General features: G+C 41.1%; 13 protein-coding genes. 3 read left to right on the forward strand and 10 right to left on the reverse strand.

All coding sequences use genetic code 11. The features are described from left to right. Positions 1 to 18: 18 nt before the first annotated feature. The 10 genes from MKZ10_RS02875 to MKZ10_RS02920 form a co-directional block, all read right to left on the reverse strand. Positions 19 to 693, reverse strand: coding sequence for an ABC transporter ATP-binding protein (locus MKZ10_RS02875; protein WP_342507710.1), 675 nt, complete (start codon positions 691 to 693; stop codon positions 19 to 21). A gap of 1 nt (position 694) precedes the next feature. Next, positions 695 to 1729, reverse strand: a complete 1035-nt coding sequence (locus MKZ10_RS02880) for an ABC transporter permease (protein WP_342507713.1) — start codon at positions 1727 to 1729, stop codon at positions 695 to 697. A gap of 140 nt (positions 1730 to 1869) precedes the next feature. Then, the gene (locus tag MKZ10_RS02885; RefSeq protein WP_342507715.1) at positions 1870 to 2040 is read right to left on the reverse strand and encodes an aspartyl-phosphate phosphatase Spo0E family protein; all 171 of its coding nucleotides are present in this window, start codon (positions 2038 to 2040) and stop codon (positions 1870 to 1872) included. 152 nt (positions 2041 to 2192) lie between these two features. Next, positions 2193 to 2888: an ABC transporter permease gene (locus MKZ10_RS02890; protein WP_342507717.1), complete on the reverse strand. Its 696-nt coding sequence runs from the start codon at positions 2886 to 2888 to the stop codon at positions 2193 to 2195. Beyond that, entirely contained in the window at positions 2881 to 3804 is a 924-nt protein-coding gene (locus tag MKZ10_RS02895; RefSeq protein WP_342507719.1) for an ABC transporter ATP-binding protein, read from the reverse strand. The genes MKZ10_RS02890 and MKZ10_RS02895 overlap by 8 nt, the downstream gene beginning before the upstream one ends. A 99-nt stretch (positions 3805 to 3903) precedes the next feature. After that, positions 3904 to 4839: an ATP-binding protein gene (locus MKZ10_RS02900; RefSeq protein ID WP_342507720.1), complete on the reverse strand. Its 936-nt coding sequence runs from the start codon at positions 4837 to 4839 to the stop codon at positions 3904 to 3906. Position 4840: 1 nt separating this feature from the next. Then, entirely contained in the window at positions 4841 to 5536 is a 696-nt protein-coding gene (locus MKZ10_RS02905) for a response regulator transcription factor (RefSeq protein WP_342507722.1), read from the reverse strand. Positions 5537 to 5553: 17 nt separating this feature from the next. Beyond that, on the reverse strand, positions 5554 to 8094 hold the full coding sequence (locus tag MKZ10_RS02910; RefSeq protein WP_342507724.1) for a LuxR C-terminal-related transcriptional regulator: 2541 nt from the start codon (positions 8092 to 8094) through the stop codon (positions 5554 to 5556). A gap of 630 nt (positions 8095 to 8724) precedes the next feature. Beyond that, positions 8725 to 10944, reverse strand: coding sequence for a leucine-rich repeat protein (locus MKZ10_RS02915; RefSeq protein ID WP_342507726.1), 2220 nt, complete (start codon positions 10942 to 10944; stop codon positions 8725 to 8727). 183 nt (positions 10945 to 11127) lie between these two features. After that, positions 11128 to 13686: a LuxR C-terminal-related transcriptional regulator gene (locus MKZ10_RS02920; RefSeq protein WP_342507728.1), complete on the reverse strand. Its 2559-nt coding sequence runs from the start codon at positions 13684 to 13686 to the stop codon at positions 11128 to 11130. A gap of 259 nt (positions 13687 to 13945) precedes the next feature. On the opposite strand from MKZ10_RS02920, the gene MKZ10_RS02925 reads away from it, so the two are divergent. From MKZ10_RS02925 to MKZ10_RS02935, 3 genes are read left to right on the forward strand one after another with little or no spacing between them, the layout of a single operon-like run. Next, positions 13946 to 15541: a polysaccharide biosynthesis protein gene (locus MKZ10_RS02925; RefSeq protein WP_342507731.1), complete on the forward strand. Its 1596-nt coding sequence runs from the start codon at positions 13946 to 13948 to the stop codon at positions 15539 to 15541. A 1-nt stretch (position 15542) separates the two neighbouring features. Further along, on the forward strand, positions 15543 to 17000 hold the full coding sequence (gene mazG, locus MKZ10_RS02930; RefSeq protein ID WP_342507733.1) for a nucleoside triphosphate pyrophosphohydrolase: 1458 nt from the start codon (positions 15543 to 15545) through the stop codon (positions 16998 to 17000). Further along, positions 16997 to 17287, forward strand: a complete 291-nt coding sequence (locus MKZ10_RS02935; RefSeq protein WP_340739813.1) for an RNA-binding S4 domain-containing protein — start codon at positions 16997 to 16999, stop codon at positions 17285 to 17287. Before mazG ends, MKZ10_RS02935 begins: the two co-directional genes overlap by 4 nt. Positions 17288 to 17520: the final 233 nt, after the last annotated feature.

Consider the following 17520-nt stretch of genomic DNA (forward strand, 5'->3'; position numbering starts at 1 on the left):
TACTCTCCCTCATTTGGTTTACACAATCAACCCATCCTTAATCGTAATCACCCGATCTGCATACGGCAGCATTTCCTCATCATGCGTCACCATTAACGTTGTGATATTCAATGTCTTCGTCAATTCTCGAATCAATTCCATAACGTCTTTTGATCTTTTCGAATCCAGACTCGCTGTTGGTTCATCCGCAAATAGCATCTTTGGTTTGTGGATAATCGCACGGGCAATGGCGACCCGCTGCTTTTCTCCACCGGATAATGAGGCAGGGTAGGCATCTTTTCGATGATACATATCAACTAATGTAAGTACTTTTTTGATTTCGTCTTTTTGAACATGTTTGTTCATTTTTACTTCTGATACGTCCAACATTAACAACAGTTGCTCTTCCACTGTCAGAAAAGGGACGAGATGGGAGGATTGAAAGACAAAACCGAACTCGCTCGCTCTAATTTTGCGAATTTGCTCCTGGCTCATGTCGGTCATATTTTGTCCTTCAAATAGTATTTGGCCGTTTGATGCCTGTTGCAATCCTGCGGCAATCGTCAGAATGGTACTTTTTCCAGATCCCGAAGCGCCGACTAATGCGGTAATTTCTCCTTGTTGCAAGGCAAGATTAATGCCTTTTAATACTTGTTCTTCGACTTCGCCGTTGGTAAATGATTTGGTAACTTCATCAATTGTGAAAATCGTCATCTTATACCTCTCCTTGTTGGATAGCTTGTAGTGGTTCTACTTTTTTAATTTGCAGGCCGGAAAGTGTTGCGCCTATGAATCCGATGACTAAGAATAGGATAGACAGTTGAATAGTTGTCGCAAGTGTTAGACTGAAAGGCATTCCATCAGGTGCGATGAATGCAAAGCCTTGGCTTAAAGCAACGGATAGTCCGAGTGCAATGACGGTGATGACAATCATTTGGTGCCACATCATACCGAACAAGCGGCTTGTTTTTACGCCAAGTGCTTTTAAGATGCCGTACAAGCCAATCTTTTGGACGTTCATCATATAGAAGAATATCGCGAATAACATGCCGCTAATGGCGACTAAGAACCAAATAATCATATTGAGTGATAGTTGTTCCGCGCTATAACTTGGAATCGTATTGAGAAATTCTTTATTTGAAAAAGCTTGTAAGGACGCAATGTCCTGCGCTTTATCTTGCCCTGGAACGAACACTAATTGCATTTCAAGGACACGGTAAATTTCTTGATAGTTTACCATGCTAATAAAAGCAACGGGAGCATGGCTATATTTCTGTTGGTCGACAAAACCCTTTACTATGAATTCGCCGCTAAACTGATTGTTCGTTAGGACATCTCCGACCCTAATGCCGTTCGCTTCTAATGAACGATCGAGGATGATTTCTCCTGGAGCAACTGTTGGAAATAACTTCGAATCAGTTGATGTGACGAAGGCTACGCTATTCTGTTTGTCGTCCGCATCGTTGACAAAGCCCATTTGAATCGACATAGCGGTTGCATTTGGGTGCTCTTTTAATAAGGTAGCTTGTATGTCCTCACCAATTCTTGATAGACCGTATTTTTCATTTGCATCAGCATTCATATAAAACTGACCGTCAGGCAGATCTTTTATTAACGCCGCATTATCTTGGGATAGCCCGTTGGATAATCCGGAAATGATAAATGTTAAAAAGCTCACTAGAAAAATTATGGAACCTAAAATCGTAAATTTTATTTTGTTCTTGCTAATTTCTTTCCATGCAATATTCATCTTTACGCCTCCGTTTGTTGTTGATAACTAGAGTATGGGGGAGCAAGGTGAACGGAGGATGAACACAATATTACAGTTTTAGTGCAACAAAAAAGAACTGATTGTAAGTGTCAAATCAGTTCCGGTGTTTTAGTGCTTATTTAGGCGGAGCGGAGCCCTTGATATTCATTCAGCAGTTGATCGAGTTCTTGACTACAAGCAACGACAATCGGATGGGTAAAGCCAAAAAGATTAGCCTTGGCATACATATCTTGTTGTTTTAGCTTGATTTGTTGTGAAAGAATATGTTTTCTAGGAACTTTTTTGACCATAATTACCCCTCCATTAGTTTTTTATAAGTAGTATTTTCAATTTAACTGGTTATACTATGATATTCCCTAAACTTTGCCAAACTAAACTTATTTTGATTATAAGAAATAAAAAAAGAGCTGCAACTAAGCAACTCTTTTCAATAGAATCGTTTTCAGTAGCTCAAATCGAGCTTTTCAATATTTCGGATTGCAAAGTAGGCAACACTAATTCCGATTACTGCAAGTGATATCGGAATCACAATAATATTATTTAACGAAAAGCCATCAGAATTTGAAGAAACAATCATTACGATAAGAATGGAAGAAATAATCGTCGTAGGTACGGAGTACTTTTTCATGCCAAAGTATAGTGGTATAAGGCACATACCTGAAGCGGCGATTGCGTTCATAAAAACAGCAGGAGTGTGCTGTGCAATCATGGATACTGTTAATGCATCGGGTATTAAATTAAAATAGTTGGTCGTGAAAGCACACACTGCTGTTATAAATATATTAGAGACGATAATTGAACAGAAGGTAAACAGGACTACAATGGCTAACTTTGCAGCAATCAGTTTCTTGCGATTAATAGGGTATAGAAATAACGTGGTGATTGTCTTGTTTTTAAATTCCCCAATGATTAGTTTAGAAATTAATGTCGAGGCAAAAATAATAAAGGTTGCCCTTATGATTGAGTCGATAATACCTAGAGCTTCCGGATAACTTTGGAAAGCGGGCTCGCCTTCAGCTTTCGAGATGAATAGTACGGCTACCACCAAAGCCGCTATGATGAAATTGGTAATGATTGCTCCTTTTATAGAGGCCCCTAATTTAAATTTTTTCATTTCTAATCGCATTAAATTAAGCATTCATAGCACCCCCGTTAATTAACTTTAAGAAGTAATCCTCTAACGAACTTGTTTCCTTGTTAATCGTTTCAATCTCAATCTCCTGCTCAATTAAAGCTTTTGAAATCACCTTTTGAGAAACTGCCGAATCATATATACGAATACAATGGTCGTCTATTAGTTTAAAATTAGTGATGGATAATTTGTTTTCTAAAATAAAGGCTGCCTTTTTTCCATCATCAACAATCAATTCAATGTAATCTGTTTGGTTAAGATTAATAGTATTCATCGAGAGCTCCTTAATTAACCTGCCGTTATGAATGATGCCAATTGTATCGGCAATTTGCTCGATTTCCGCTAAAATATGGCTGGAAATAATAATCGTTATGCCATATTCTTTGCATAGCATCTTGAATAATTCGCGAATTTCCTTGATGCCAATTGGATCTAAGCCATTAATCGGCTCGTCAAGAATCAGTAACTCCGGTTTTGTGATAATTGCGCGTGCGATGCCTAATCGTTGTTTCATCCCGAGTGAAAAATCTTTTACTGGCTTGCCATCCGTATTGATCAATTTGACTAAATCAAGTACGTGATCGATTTCCCCTTTATCGTAGTACCCCATGTATTCACAATGAAGATCCAAAATTTCCTTCGCAGTTAAATCATCATAGAAAATGGGATACTCAATGATTGTTCCCATCCTTTTCAACACATCATATGAATTATGTGTTAATGTTTCGCCAAAAATTTCGATGCTGCCGCTTGTAGGTTTTATAAGATTGGTCATCATTTTCATGATGGTTGTTTTCCCTGCACCATTGGGACCTAAAAACCCATAAATTTCTCCTTTTTTCACATGCATACTCACTTCGGAAATAACTTCTTTCCCCTCATATACTTTTGTGAGCCGATTGGTTTGTATAAGATACGTCATATGAATTCCCCCCGATCTGTGACTACTTTTAGTATAAGAGGTGAAACTCTCTTTTTTCTTACCCGTTTCTTACGAAATTCTTAAGTTCAAAGGGTTTGGTTAATAGGTTATTTTTCTCAATGAAACGGTGAAGATTGTTTTTTCATATGGGATACTCGATAGGTGAATCGTGCCGCCTAAAATTTCGACTAATCGCTTTGTTATCGTCAGTCCGAGTCCGCTGCCTTGAAACGATTTATTTCTAGAGTCTTCAAGGGTGTACATTCTTTCAAAGACACGATCGATATGGTATTCATCAATGCCCTTCCCGCGGTCCCATACATCGACATAAATGTTCGTATCGTCATGTCTAACAGCTAGTCCAATCACATTGCCCTCTGCCCCATATGTAATGGCATTCGACAGTAAGTTATTCATAATTCGATCCAATGCTCCTTCATTTCCGAGTGCAAAAACTGCTGTTTCAGGGATATCGATGTCAATGTCAACCCCCATTGACGTAATAAGATTATAGAAAGATAAAATATTTTTTCGGCAGATTTCATTCACATTTATTTTCGTGATGGGATAATCAGTATCGCCAGCTTCTAATTTTGCCAAGTCAAAAAATTGGTGAATGAGTTGAAGGACTTCCAGTGTTTTTGAATGGACATCGGAGAGTAATTGTTGCCGTTCTTCTTCATTGATTGTGGTATCGAGTTGGAGTATTTCGATATAGCCAAGGACAACAGTTAAGGGTGTTTTTATATCATGCGATACATTCGCCAGCATCTTCTTTGTCGAGTTTTCTATTTTACGATGTGTAGCCATAATCTTTTGGTTATGATCCAACAGCCCATTAATCGCATTGAATAATAGTCGTAATTCTTGATTGGTCGTCACGGCTAAAACCTTTTCACTTGTGTTATCAGCGATGATGGACTGTAATGTTTTGTACGTATAATGAAGAGTAGTATTATGCGACTTTTTCTCTCTATATTGGAAGTAAATAATAACGATTAATAAAAGTATAATGATTGAAAGAAGTAGTACCATATTAATAATCCTCTAACTTATAGCCAATGCCCCACAGCGTTTTAATATATTGGGGATTGGATGGGTCATCTTCAATTTTTTCTCGGAGCCGACTCATATGGACATTTATAATGTTTTCATCGCCATAATACTCATCATTCCAAATGAGTTGATAGATTTGCTGCTTGGTAAAGACTCGCTGACGATTGGTTGCAAACAACTTCAATATGGCGAATTCCTTTGAAGTAAGTTTCACAGCTTGTTGTTTTTTCATAACGGAAAAATTCATAATGTCGATGGTTAGGCCACCAATCACTAACATATCCTGCTTTGCCTCTACCTGACTTGAATATGTCGTCGCTCGTCTAATTGCAGCTTTCACGCGTGCCGAAAGCTCTAGCATTGAAAATGGCTTGGCAATATAATCATCTGCGCCTAATCCAAGTCCTACTGCTTTATCAATATCACTATCTTTAGCAGACATAATTAAAATCGGAAGTGCACTTTTTTCACGAATAATCTTTAACACTTCCAAACCATCCAGCTTCGGCATCATAATATCTAAAATCATCAAATCAAACGAAGTATCCAAACATTTCTGTACGGCCTCTTCACCGTTCGAGGCAGTTGTAATGCTGAAGCCTTCCATTTGTAAATACTTCTCGACCATCTCGCGGATTGACTCATCGTCTTCAACTAGCAAAATATGTTTTTGCATCTATAGGCACCTCTTTTTTAGTTCTCCAAATCTTTTACCAGTAACACAGCTTGCATTCGCGAATTGACATCGAGTTTGCTATATATTCTCGATAAATAGATACGCACGGTCCCTGTGGATAGTGATAATTGATTGGCAATATCATTATTTGAAACCCCGCTTGTCAATAAGCGTAGCACATCCTGTTCACGTGGGGTAAGTGTGTCCATTACTGTATCTAGCTGAGTATCCTCAGGACTAGCCTCTATTAATTGTTCGACGTATGCGAGTGGTACAGAATAACAATGAGAGCTTGTTCGGTTTTTACGTATCTTGATATGTTTTTTCAATAAAGGAATGATAGCTACTTCATCTAGAAATGTTCTGATGTAACCGTAAGGGGCACCTTGTTCCAAAGCCTCATGCAAGGTTGTCAATGCAACCTCTTCATGCGATACCTTCATTTGACAAATCGCTTCAAGCACCGTGGCTTCTACGATTGTTGAAATTTGTCTTTCCTGAAGTGCTTTTTCTTTTACGCGAATCACAATCTGTAATGCTTCCTTTGACTGCTCCTTTGCCAATAAAATACGAGCCTGTACAAGCAACCAAAATTCCTGCCCTGATTCAGCTTTAGGATTGTTCAAACTCGTCGATTTGTAAAGCTGTTGTTCGGCTTGTACAATATGACCTTCTTGCAAAAAGCAATGGGCTTTCATGGTGTGTAGTGAGCCAATCCAGTGCAAGTTGTCTGTTGTTTCCATCGCATAGTCGAGCAGGGCATGTGCTTCTACAAACTGTTTTTTAGCAGCATAGATACGTCCTTTGAGTATATACATGGGGATGAATAATCCTGGGTCTTTAAAATGATGCCCATACTGTAGGGCGCTTTCCAATTCTCTAAGTGCCGCATCGATATGATTTCCCTCATATAAGTTCTCCGCCGATACGCCAATCCCAAATCCCGTCATATTTTGTTTTTCAAATTCCCCCTCACTAAATAGTAGCTTTAAAGGAACGGCTGTTTCTTTTAGCAGAAGCTTACCTCTTACGCCAATATTTGTACGTAAGAGGGTAGGTTCAAACCGATTATATTGCATGGGAATGTCATCCCATCTTGTTGATCTCGCAGGACCTTTCGAGAGTTGTTTCAGCATAATTTCGATTACTTGCCCAAGATCTCCGCCATTTGCAAAGAGGACAAAGGCTTTCATAGATTCCAAAATACTCACCATGCCCTGGTTATCCAAGTGATCCATCCATTGATCAAGCTCATGCCTTTGTTCCAATTCTGTAATGAGTTGGGTCGCCTTTTCTAATTCATGGGTAGTTGCCAAAGTAATGACGTTCATAATCAGCGTTTCCACATTTACCGGATACTGGTTTTTCTTTAATTGTTGTACCCAACGCATGCAGGTCGTGGTTTGCCCTGATGTAAAAAGTTCCACGAGATGGACAGTCATCCATTCGTCTGCTTGTTCATACAATTGACCTAACAATGCCAGCTCAATCGCAGATGTAAAATCCCCCGTGTCATACAATAGATTTGACGCTTTCTGATAAATCAACAAAATTTGTTTTTGTGAATAGCGGTTCTTCAGTTCAATTTGCAAAGCATCTGCAAACAAATGATGATAGCGGAAAACGGGTTCACTTGTATGTAAACGAACAATGAATAATCCGCTTTTTTCAAGTTCTAACAGGACATGCTCACTATCTGTACGTGCTGTAAGAGCATCACAAATTACAGGTTCAAGCTGATCCACTATTGAAGTACGAATAAGAAAGTCTTGTGTAGCTAGTGAAAGCGATATCAGAATCTCCTGTAATAAAAATTGCGTTATGAAAGGTTGAGCACTAGCCAGTAAATCGACTTCCCATTCACTCATTCTAGATGTGTTCCCCGAAAGCCCTGCCAATTGAATACCTGCCGCCCAGCCTTCCGTCTTGTTCAATACATGTTGAAGCGATTCATAGCTAAATCCTTGCTTTGTATAGAAATCTTCCAACTCATCATAAGTGAAGCGTAACTGCTCTACACCGATTTCCGTCAACCATGATTTGACTCGCCACTTAACAATCGGAAGGGGTAACTCGGTCCGACTTGTCATATAGACCCGTGCATTACTGGGTAAATAGTCGATAAATCGGGTCAACGTCTCATGAATTTCTGGATTTTCGATTAAGTGATAATCATCCATGACGATATGTATCGTGCTTTGAATTGACCCGATTTCATTTAAAAAGGAGTCTATTAACAGTTCGAAGGGTGATTGCTCATTGAATAGAGAAAGCAGTCTCGAGTCCATCCCATTAGCAAGTGCATTCGATAAAGTATGTATGAGATATTTCCAAAAGCGGATTGGATCATTATCTATGGTGTCTATTGACAGCCATGCGACGGGTTCTTCAAGTTGGCTAAACCATTGACTCAGTAGCGTCGTTTTACCGTAACCTGCGGGTGCCCGTACAATCGTAATTTTAGATGAATGTCTAGGTTGTTTTAACCTCGCTCTTTCAATTACCATCAATGAAGGGCTTGGTGCAGTTGTTTTTGAATGTAGCCAAAGCGTTTGCAAGTTTCTTCTCCTCCTTCACTTTGTCGTTTTATCATCCATTTATGCAATATATGTATAGTTCAGACAGTTGCCTATAACCTTTATAATACCTACACAGTAAGATTGATGCAAAATTATTTAGTAGATTAAAATTTTATTGCCAGTTGGAAAGATACATTTCATCGAATAAAACGGAGCTTATTTCCTGCTTTAATGAAAGTAGGGAGACTGCTGTAGCTGAAGGTTCACTTTCAGTCCGAAATAATTACAGAGTTAAACCAAATAAAAATGGTCTGGCATTCTCGTGAAAGAATGCCAGACCATTTTTATTTGGCTTATTTAGTTTCTTGTCGTTTTTCCATGAAACCGATTTGGATTGTTTGGCATGAATTTTCTAGCTTCTCCAATTGTGATGCCTTGTTCGTATAGCATGGAGATGACATTGCCTGTTTCTGCATTGTAGTTTCCGATGTGGAGTACGGCGCTTTTTTGACTACTTTGTACTTCACACCTGTTTTAAGTGCGTAGGAACTTTCAATCATCAACGCAATTCGTTTATGTTCCTTTTGATGTGTTGCTCGCATAATTCATAAATAAAACGTAACCCAGAATTTCTGTAATGGAGTTCCGGGTTGCGTTTTGTTTAATACTTTATTCTAAGCTGTTGAGTAAGTTTACAAACATTTTTGCGGCTTGTGCGCGAGTTGTTTGATTGTCTGGATTGAATTTGCCTTCAGATCCTGTTGCGATGCCCAGTTCATGAAGCATCGAAATGGCGTTAATTGTTTCTGCGTTATAGTTTCCGAAGTCAGAGTAGGGAGCTTTGTCTGCATCGTATTTTGTTCCGGTTTTGTATTCATACGCGCGTTGGATCATTAAGGCGATTTGTGCGCGTGTGATTTGGTTGGACGGGTTGAAATCGCCGTTGTTTCCCTTGATGATGCCAAATTGGTAAGCAGCTGCGATTTCTGCCTGTGTTTCGTTAGCGTAGTTGCCGATATCCTTGAATGGTGCTGCTTCATCGTTTTGTAAATGGAGTGCACGTACGATGATGGAGACGGCTTGTACGCGTGTTAATGGTTGATTCGGTTTGAATGTGCCGTCTCGGTAACCTTTTAGGATGCCGAGCACAGCAGCTTGTTGGATGTAATCATCTGCCCAGTGGCCTGCCATGTCGTTGAATTCGATGGGTGATACAGGTTCTGTTAGTGTGTGCTCGATTATGATTGTATAAGTTTTTTTTGTACCATTTTCAGCTTCGATAGTTAAATCAAAAATGTTTATGCCTTCATGAAGCGGTGTTTTTTGTCCTTCGACTAAGGTATTTCCGTTGAGCGTTACCTTGGCAGCTGAATGTGCCTTCGTCGGGAATAGCTCTATTTCGGGTGCTTTTGTTTCTAGGGTAAAGGCTGAACCGTCTGGTGTTAATGTTAATAGCTGCTCGTTTAGCAGTACTTTTAATTCTTGGAGATCGTTGTTGCTGGATGGAACATAGCTAGGTTCGCTACTAGAGTTATCACTTCCGCCCCCGCCTTGATTGACTGGTGATAATGTCGTTGCCGTTTTACCTAAAGATATACTGGCATTTCCAGCTACATCATAGGCCTGAACCGTGAAATTGTATGTTGTTCGATCGTTTAAGCCTGTCACAACGTAGGATTTTTCATGATTGCCTAGCACTACCTTTTCAACGCCGTTTACATAGATACGATAACTGGCGATGGCGGTGTTATCGGTTGCCAGAGGCCAGGTGATTTGAGCGCTTGTTGTGGTGATACCCGTGATGCTCAGGTCGCTGTCAGCTGACCATATTGGAGCTTCGGTGTCTGTGACGATAGGGCTGTTGACTGTCCATTTCGCGTACAACGTGACATCTGCTTCTCCCATTTGAAATGTGGAATTTACAGCATGATCATCTCCCGTTCCATCGGCTAAGGTATTCCAACCATCAAACGTGTATCCGGTTTTTACGAGTTGACCAGTATTGTCTAGCGCTGTAACCGCTGTCTGTCTCCCATACTCATTACTATCTACAGGCACATCGCCTCCTGTATTGTTGTTTCCGTCATACATAATTTTATAGGTAAAAGCCTTAAATGAATGATTATTGTTATGGGCATAATTTTCAGCTGTTGATGAATTGTGACTATAAATAGTAGTGGTAGTGGAATTACCCTGATTGTGAAATGCTTCATTACCAATGATTGTTGAGTCAGATAGAACTGTAACGCTTGTGAGGATATTGTATTGGAATGCAGAACTCCCAATGCTCGTCAATTTATTCGGCAGGATTAAACTTGTGAGTTTGTTACCAGAGAATACCTGATTCCCGATGCTCGTCAAAGTGTCCGGCAGTGAAACGCTAGTGAGCTGGTTGTTTTGGAATGCCCGATCCCCAATGCTCGTCAAACTGTCTGGTAGTGCAATGCTCGTGAGGTGGTTGTTAGAGAACGCGCTTCCCCTAATGCTCGTCAAACTGTCCGGTAGTGCAATGTTCGTGAGGTAGTTGATATGGAATGCCCCACTCCCAATGCTCGTCAAACTATCCGGTAGTGCAATGCTCGTGAGGTAGTTGTTTTGGAATGCCCAATCGCCAATACTCGTCAAATTATTCGGCAGTATAACGCTTTTGAGTTCGTTGCTAGTGAATGCAGCATACCCAATCCCGGTCACTAGCTTATCGTCTAGCTTATCCGGAATCACCACAATTGTGTCCGAACCGTTATACCCTGTAATTGTTACCGTTGTTCCATCATCGTTGACTTTCCAATTATAGTCACTGTCATTCGCGGTAGCCAATTGTCCGTGGGATAAGATGATTACCGAAAGTAATAGTAACCATGCAATGAAGTGAATAGACTTTTTCTTCATTATAATTCCTCCTTTTTTAAAGAAATCAGAAAGTATAAGTTATCAGGGAATGTCTTGTCTATTAGCAGGAAAACAAAAACCACATCTCCTTTTAATCATAAAAGGAGATGTGGTTTTATGCTATATTGAGGAATGTTAGCAATGCTTTAGTAGTGGTCATAAAGACCTTTGACTCGCGATCGTCTACTCTTCCCATTCTTTCGCTAAAAGGACGGCTTGCGTTCGTGAATTGACGCCCAGCTTACTGTAGATTCTCGACAAATAAATGCGTACAGTGCCCTCTGAAAGAGCTAGCTGACTAGCAATTTCGATATTCGCTGCGCCGCTTGCTAGCAATTTTAGGACATCTTGTTCGCGTGGTGTGAGGACATCTATCTCTGTACTCCCTATGTAATCATCCTGATGATGGGCTAACAGCTGTTCAATGTATGAAAGGGGTACCGAATTCCAGCTAGCATTGACACCATTTTTGCGTACTTTTACATATTTTTTAAACAACGAAATGATTGTTATTTCATCGAGAAAAGTCCTTACATAATAATAAGGAGCACCATATTCTAACGCTTCATGCAGTGCCTCAAGCGCCGCATTATCATCAGACAAAATGAGTTGACAGCTCGCCTCCAGTACAGTTGCTTCAATCAGGATCGAAATTTGTTGTTCTTGCAGCGCTTTTTCTTTTACTTGAATAATGACTAGCAATGCATCCTTACCTAGCTTTTTGGCTAATAAAATACGAATGTGTACCAATAACCAAAATGCTTGTCCTGACTCTGCCTTTCTATTATTGACATTCGTCGTGTTGTAGAGTGCTGCTTCTGCCAGTGCAATATCTCCTTCTATTAAAAAACCATAAGCTTTCATCGCGAATAACGGTCTTATCCAATGCGATTCTTTCACACTGTCTAGTGCGTGATCTAGTAACGTATAGGCATTGGTAAATTGCTTTTTGGTCATATACATTCGTGCTTGCAGGAGATACATCGGAATTAGTAAACCGGGATCTTGAAAAGTATGACCATACTTGAGTGCTGCTTTTAGCTCCGTCCAGGCCTCATCCACACGGTTCCTTTCATATAAAGTCTCTGCGCGCAATCCGTAACTAAATCCGGTCATATTTTGCTTGTTAAATTCACTTTGGCGTAATAATTCAAAAAAAGGAAGAGACTTTTCATCGGACCACAGCTTGCCACGAGATCCAATGCTTGTATGTAAAATCTTTGGCTCGAATCGATTATATTGTAGGGAGAGTGCGTCCCATTTTGCGTCGACAAACCCACCATGCAATTTTTCGCGAATAATTTCCGTTGCTTGTTCAATATCCTCACCACTTGCGATGAGTGCATATGCCTTTACAGCCTTATAGCTCCGTGCAATATTCTCATATTCCACTTTATTCATCCATTGGTTTTCCGTTTGTCTTTGTTCCAAATCGGATAAGAGTTGTCTGGCTTCTGTCAGCTTATGGGCGATGGTTAACATAAGCGCAGACATGACCAGTGTTTCGGGTTGAACAACATATTTATTGTTCAATAAGGTCTGTACCCAACGCAGAAACGTCGACGTTTGACCGGATTCAAATAGTTCGACAATATGAGCGGCTATCCACGTATCTGCTATTTCATAGAAACCATTTGCAAGTGCAAGTTCAATTGCCGTATGCACGTCCCTTTTTTCGTACAACAGCGTGGCTGTTTCTTTATAGAGTAGGGCAATTTTGTCCTTTGAATAGCGATTTTGCAATTCAATTTGCAAGGCATCCATAAACATATGATGATAGCGAAAAACAAGTTGGCTCGAATGTAAGCGGACGATGAATAGCCCCTTTTTTTCAAGCTCTAGCAAAACAGCATCACTATCTGATCGATTCGTCAATGTATTGCATATTGCAGGATCGAGTAGGTTTAAGAGTGAAGTACGGACTAGAAAATCCTGTATATCTAGCGGGAGTATCGCTAGAATTTCGTTCAATAAAAATTCGGTAATAAACGGATGAGTTGTATGAGGCAGATCGACTATCCTATTATTTTGTTTGGACATGTCGATTGTTAGCCCGATCAATTGAATCCCTGCTGCCCATCCTTCTGTCTGATTCAATACATATCGCAAGACATCTGCGTCTTTATAGTCCAAGTTTTTCTTTTCATAGAAACGCTTGATATCTTCATAGGTAAAGCGCAATTGTTCTTTACCAATTTCGGAAAGCCATGACTTCACTCGCCATTTTGTGATGGGGAGTGGTAATTCTGCTCGACTGGTCATATACATATGTACATTATTCGGTAAGTAATCGATGAATCGAGTCATCATTTCATGAATCGTATCGTTGTCAATTAAATGATAGTCGTCCATCACAATTTGAACCGTTCCTGGAATGGTATCCAATTCGTTTAAAAAGGTATCAACGAGTAACTCCAATGGCAACTGTGGTTGCAAATTGAAAAGGGGTAATAATGTTTCACTCACGTCACGCTGAGTCACATCAGCTACGGTATGTATGATGTATCGCCAAAAACGCATGGGGTCATTATCGGCGGTATCGATTGATAGCCATGCGACCGAGTCATCGAATTGACTGAACCAATGACTTAGTAATGTTGTTTTGCCATAGCCTGCCGGAGCGCGCACAATCGTCAATTTTTTCGAATCATTATGTAGTAAATCAAATAACCGTTGTCGTTCAACGGCTTCTAATGCGACACGTGGCACGGTTATTTTCGAGTTCAAACAAACCATTTCCATCAGTCATGACTTCCTCTCTACTATCTTGTAATTCTATACTACTATATCTCGGCTCGGTTATCATTGAATTGGGAATACTCCGACGGACCCAACTTTCATATATTGAATCATGGCTAGTGTCTATCTGTACGAGCAGCTAATGATATACTAGCTTCATTAAGGTTTTTTAGCGTGAACTGCGCTAAAATAATCTTCTATAAGACTTTAGTGTGATTTTCGCTAAAATAATCTTCCTTACATAAAAGAAAGTGGGTCGGGCATGTCTTCTACGGATTGGAATATGAAAACGTTCATGAAAGGTGCGTCGATCTTGACGATATCGGCGATAGTTGTGAAGTTGCTTGGTGCGGTGTATCGGGTGCCGTTTCAAAATCTAGTGGGCGATAAAGGATTTTACATTTACCAACAGGTGTATCCGTTTATCGGAATTTTTATTGTTTGGACGTCGTATGGTTTTGCGGTTGCGGTGTCGAAATTGTTGGCAGGCAGTGCGAGTCGTGGTGAGGCGAAGGCTATGATGCGAGTGGCGTTTAGCTATTTACTCGTGTTGTCACTAACATTTTTTGTGGTGTTGACGGTCTTTTCCCCGTTTTTTGCACGGGCTATGGGAGATCCAGAGCTTGTGACCTTATTGCGTGCGGGTGCTTATATTGTGTTAGTTATGCCGGCGCTTGCGGTGTTGAAGGGGTCGTTTCAATCAGAAGGTCGGATGGTGCCTGTTGCAGTGTCGGGAGTTGGTGAGCAAGCATTTCGTGTCGTAGTCATTTTGGTTGGGACATGGATTGCCGTACGTACGGGCGCTTCGCTATACGTAGCTGGCGAGGTGGCGATGTGGGGTGCGGTTGTTGGAGAAACTGCGGGCGTTGTTATTTTGGCACTCTATTTTCGAAATACATTTAAAGGACCTTTGGAAAAGGTGGATACATGGGGCGTCGTTAAAGAATTGACGGTGGTCAGTTTGAGTGTCAGCGCCAGTTCACTCATCCTTCTATTGTTTCAGCTCGTCGATTCATTTACTGTTTACAATATTTTGCTGACAAATGGTTTTGCGCAGGATGCAGCAATGGAGATGAAAGGTGTCTATGACCGCGGGCAGCCACTTGTGCAAATGGGGATTCTCATTGCTTCAACGCTGGCTTTGGCAATTGTGCCGCTCATTGCACATCACTCAACGAAAAGGGCAGGGCAGGGGGCTTTGCCTTTCATCCGCCTAACGTTTCGGACGGCATTTTTGTTTGGCTGGGCAGCAGCCGCAGGACTGGCGCTTGTGTTGCCCTATGTCAATGAAATGCTATTTGAAACACGCGCTGGATCTGTTGCCCTTATTATTTTTTCGCTGCAAATTTTTTGGCTGTCATTGATTTTACCGCTTACCGCTATTTTGCAAGGAGCAGGAAAAGTGAAAATCCCGACGTTGTTGCTGATGGCTGGACTTGTTGTAAAAATGATTGCCAATCAATTGCTTGTTCCTCTATGGGACGTCAAGGGGGCGTCGATTGCGGGTAATATCGGTTTCGCAGTCATTACGCTAGGACTCATACTGTATTTTAAAAAGGTCCATCCCATCCAGCTTGCGCCTCGCAGGTTTTACGGTTGGGTCATGGCTGCAACCGCGCTGATGGTTGCAGTAGTGCTACCGTGGATGGTCGTAGCGGACGGCTTTTTATTTGACGGATTATCAAGCCGGATGGGGGCGACGGTTATTGCATTGACGGCAGTTACACTAGGAGCGTCCGTTTTCCTGCTCGTTATTATGAAATCGCGTATAATGGCAGAGAAGGAATGGTATCTCTTGCCGTTCGGCAAACGTTTAGCTACATTACAATTACGACTGAATCAAAGAAAAGGTGACTAATATGCATTCAATAACAATTATCGGTCTCGGTGCTGGGGATTTAGACCAACTCGCCCTCGGGACCTATCGACAACTAAAAGCGGCAACAACTATCGTTGCGCGGACAGACCAACACCCAGCAATTGTTGAATTAAGAGCTGAGGGCGTGGAGTTGACAAGCTTCGATGCGATTTATGAAAAACATGATGCATTCGAGTCGGTTTACGAAGAAATCGTCGCGGAACTATTGGTTATGTGTGCCGAACAACCAGTCACATATGTCGTGCCAGGGCATCCGCTAGTGGCAGAACGAACGGTGCAATTATTAGTAGAAAAAGAGCAAGCGGGCATTGTCGAACTGAATATTGCCGGGGGAAATAGTTTTCTAGACCCGATTTTTGCGGCGCTACGCATTGATCCAATCGAGGGTTTTCAATTGCTCGACGGCACAGATATGAAACGCGATGATGTGCAAATGACGCAGCATGTCCTCATTGGACAAGTGTATGATGCATTTGTGGCATCGGAAGTGAAGTTATCATTGATGGAGAAATATGCATACGATCATCCTGTGACGATTGTAACAGCGGCAGGCTCTACAGGTGAAAAGCTAAGTACAGTTCCGTTATTCGAGCTGGATCATGTAACGACCATCGATAACTTGACGACAGTGTACGTTCCGCCAGTGCTCGAACGGGAAGGTCGATTGAAGGATTGGTCAACATTCCGTGAAATCATCGCTGCATTATGCGCACCTGATGGCTGTCCATGGGATCGTGAACAGACACATGCTTCGTTGAAAAGATATTTAATCGAGGAAGCGCATGAACTGCTGGAAGCCATTGAGCAACAGGATGATGATGCAGTCATTGAAGAGCTCGGTGACGTCTTGCTACAAGTATTTTTACATGCTCAAATTGGCGAGGACGATGGTTATTTTGCAATGGAAGACATACTTGAGTCTGTTGGTGCGAAAATGATTCGCCGTCATCCGCATGTTTTCGGGGATAAAAGCGTAGAGAACTCCGAAGAGGTGTTGTCAAATTGGCAGGACATTAAAAAAAGCGAGAAGCCACAGGTGGAATCGCTGTTGGATGGGCAAGATCGGTATTCATCTGCTCTGTTAACGTCCTTTAATTATCAAAAAGAGGCGGCGAAGGTGGGATTTGATTGGCCGACGATTGATGGTGCTTTGGATAAGTTTGCAGAGGAATGGCAGGAATTCCATGCAGAAGTGAAGAATGGTACAAAAGAAAGCCAAACAGACGAACTCGGTGACGTGCTGTTCACCATCGTTAATATCTCCCGGTTTCTCAAGCTATCACCGGAAGAAGCGATGGTCCACGCCAACCACAAGTTCCGTTCACGGTTTTCATTCGTCGAAACAAGTGTCAAAGAAGGTCGGGGCGAGTTTGCCGACTACACACTCGATGAACTAGAAGCGTTCTGGCAATTAGCGAAAGGTAGGGAACAACAATGAGACTCGATAAATTCTTAAAAGTATCCCGTCTAATTAAACGACGGACATTGGCAAAACAAGTAGCCGACCAAGGTCGGATTACAATCAACGGCAAAGTGGCAAAAGCCTCTTCTGTCGTCAAAGAAAGCGATGAATTGGCCATCCGTTTCGGTCAAAAGATTGTCACGGTGAAAATCAATTTATTGAAAGAGTCAACGAAAAAAGAAGACGCAGCTTCGATGTATACGATTTTGAAAGAAGAGAAGCTGGAAAAAGTGGAATTAGAATTTGTGGATGATGAGGATTGAGATTATAAAATGAGTGCTACGTGAATAGCTGTTTTGGATTGAACGGATTCTATATGATTACGAAGATATCTTGATGTGTGGGGATGCGATTTTATAGCGTCCCCACACATTTTTTTCGGTAATATTTTGGTGTTTGTTCATTTTCGAGGTGTGTGAGGAAATGGAAAACAGCGTAGTGAAGTGATTGTTTAAAATGGTGCACAGAAGCAACAGGGATTACAAAAGGTGTTTTC

It is taken from the genome of Sporosarcina sp. FSL K6-2383 (assembly GCF_038618305.1).
In the GTDB taxonomy this organism is placed as follows: Bacteria; Bacillota; Bacilli; order Bacillales_A; family Planococcaceae; genus Sporosarcina.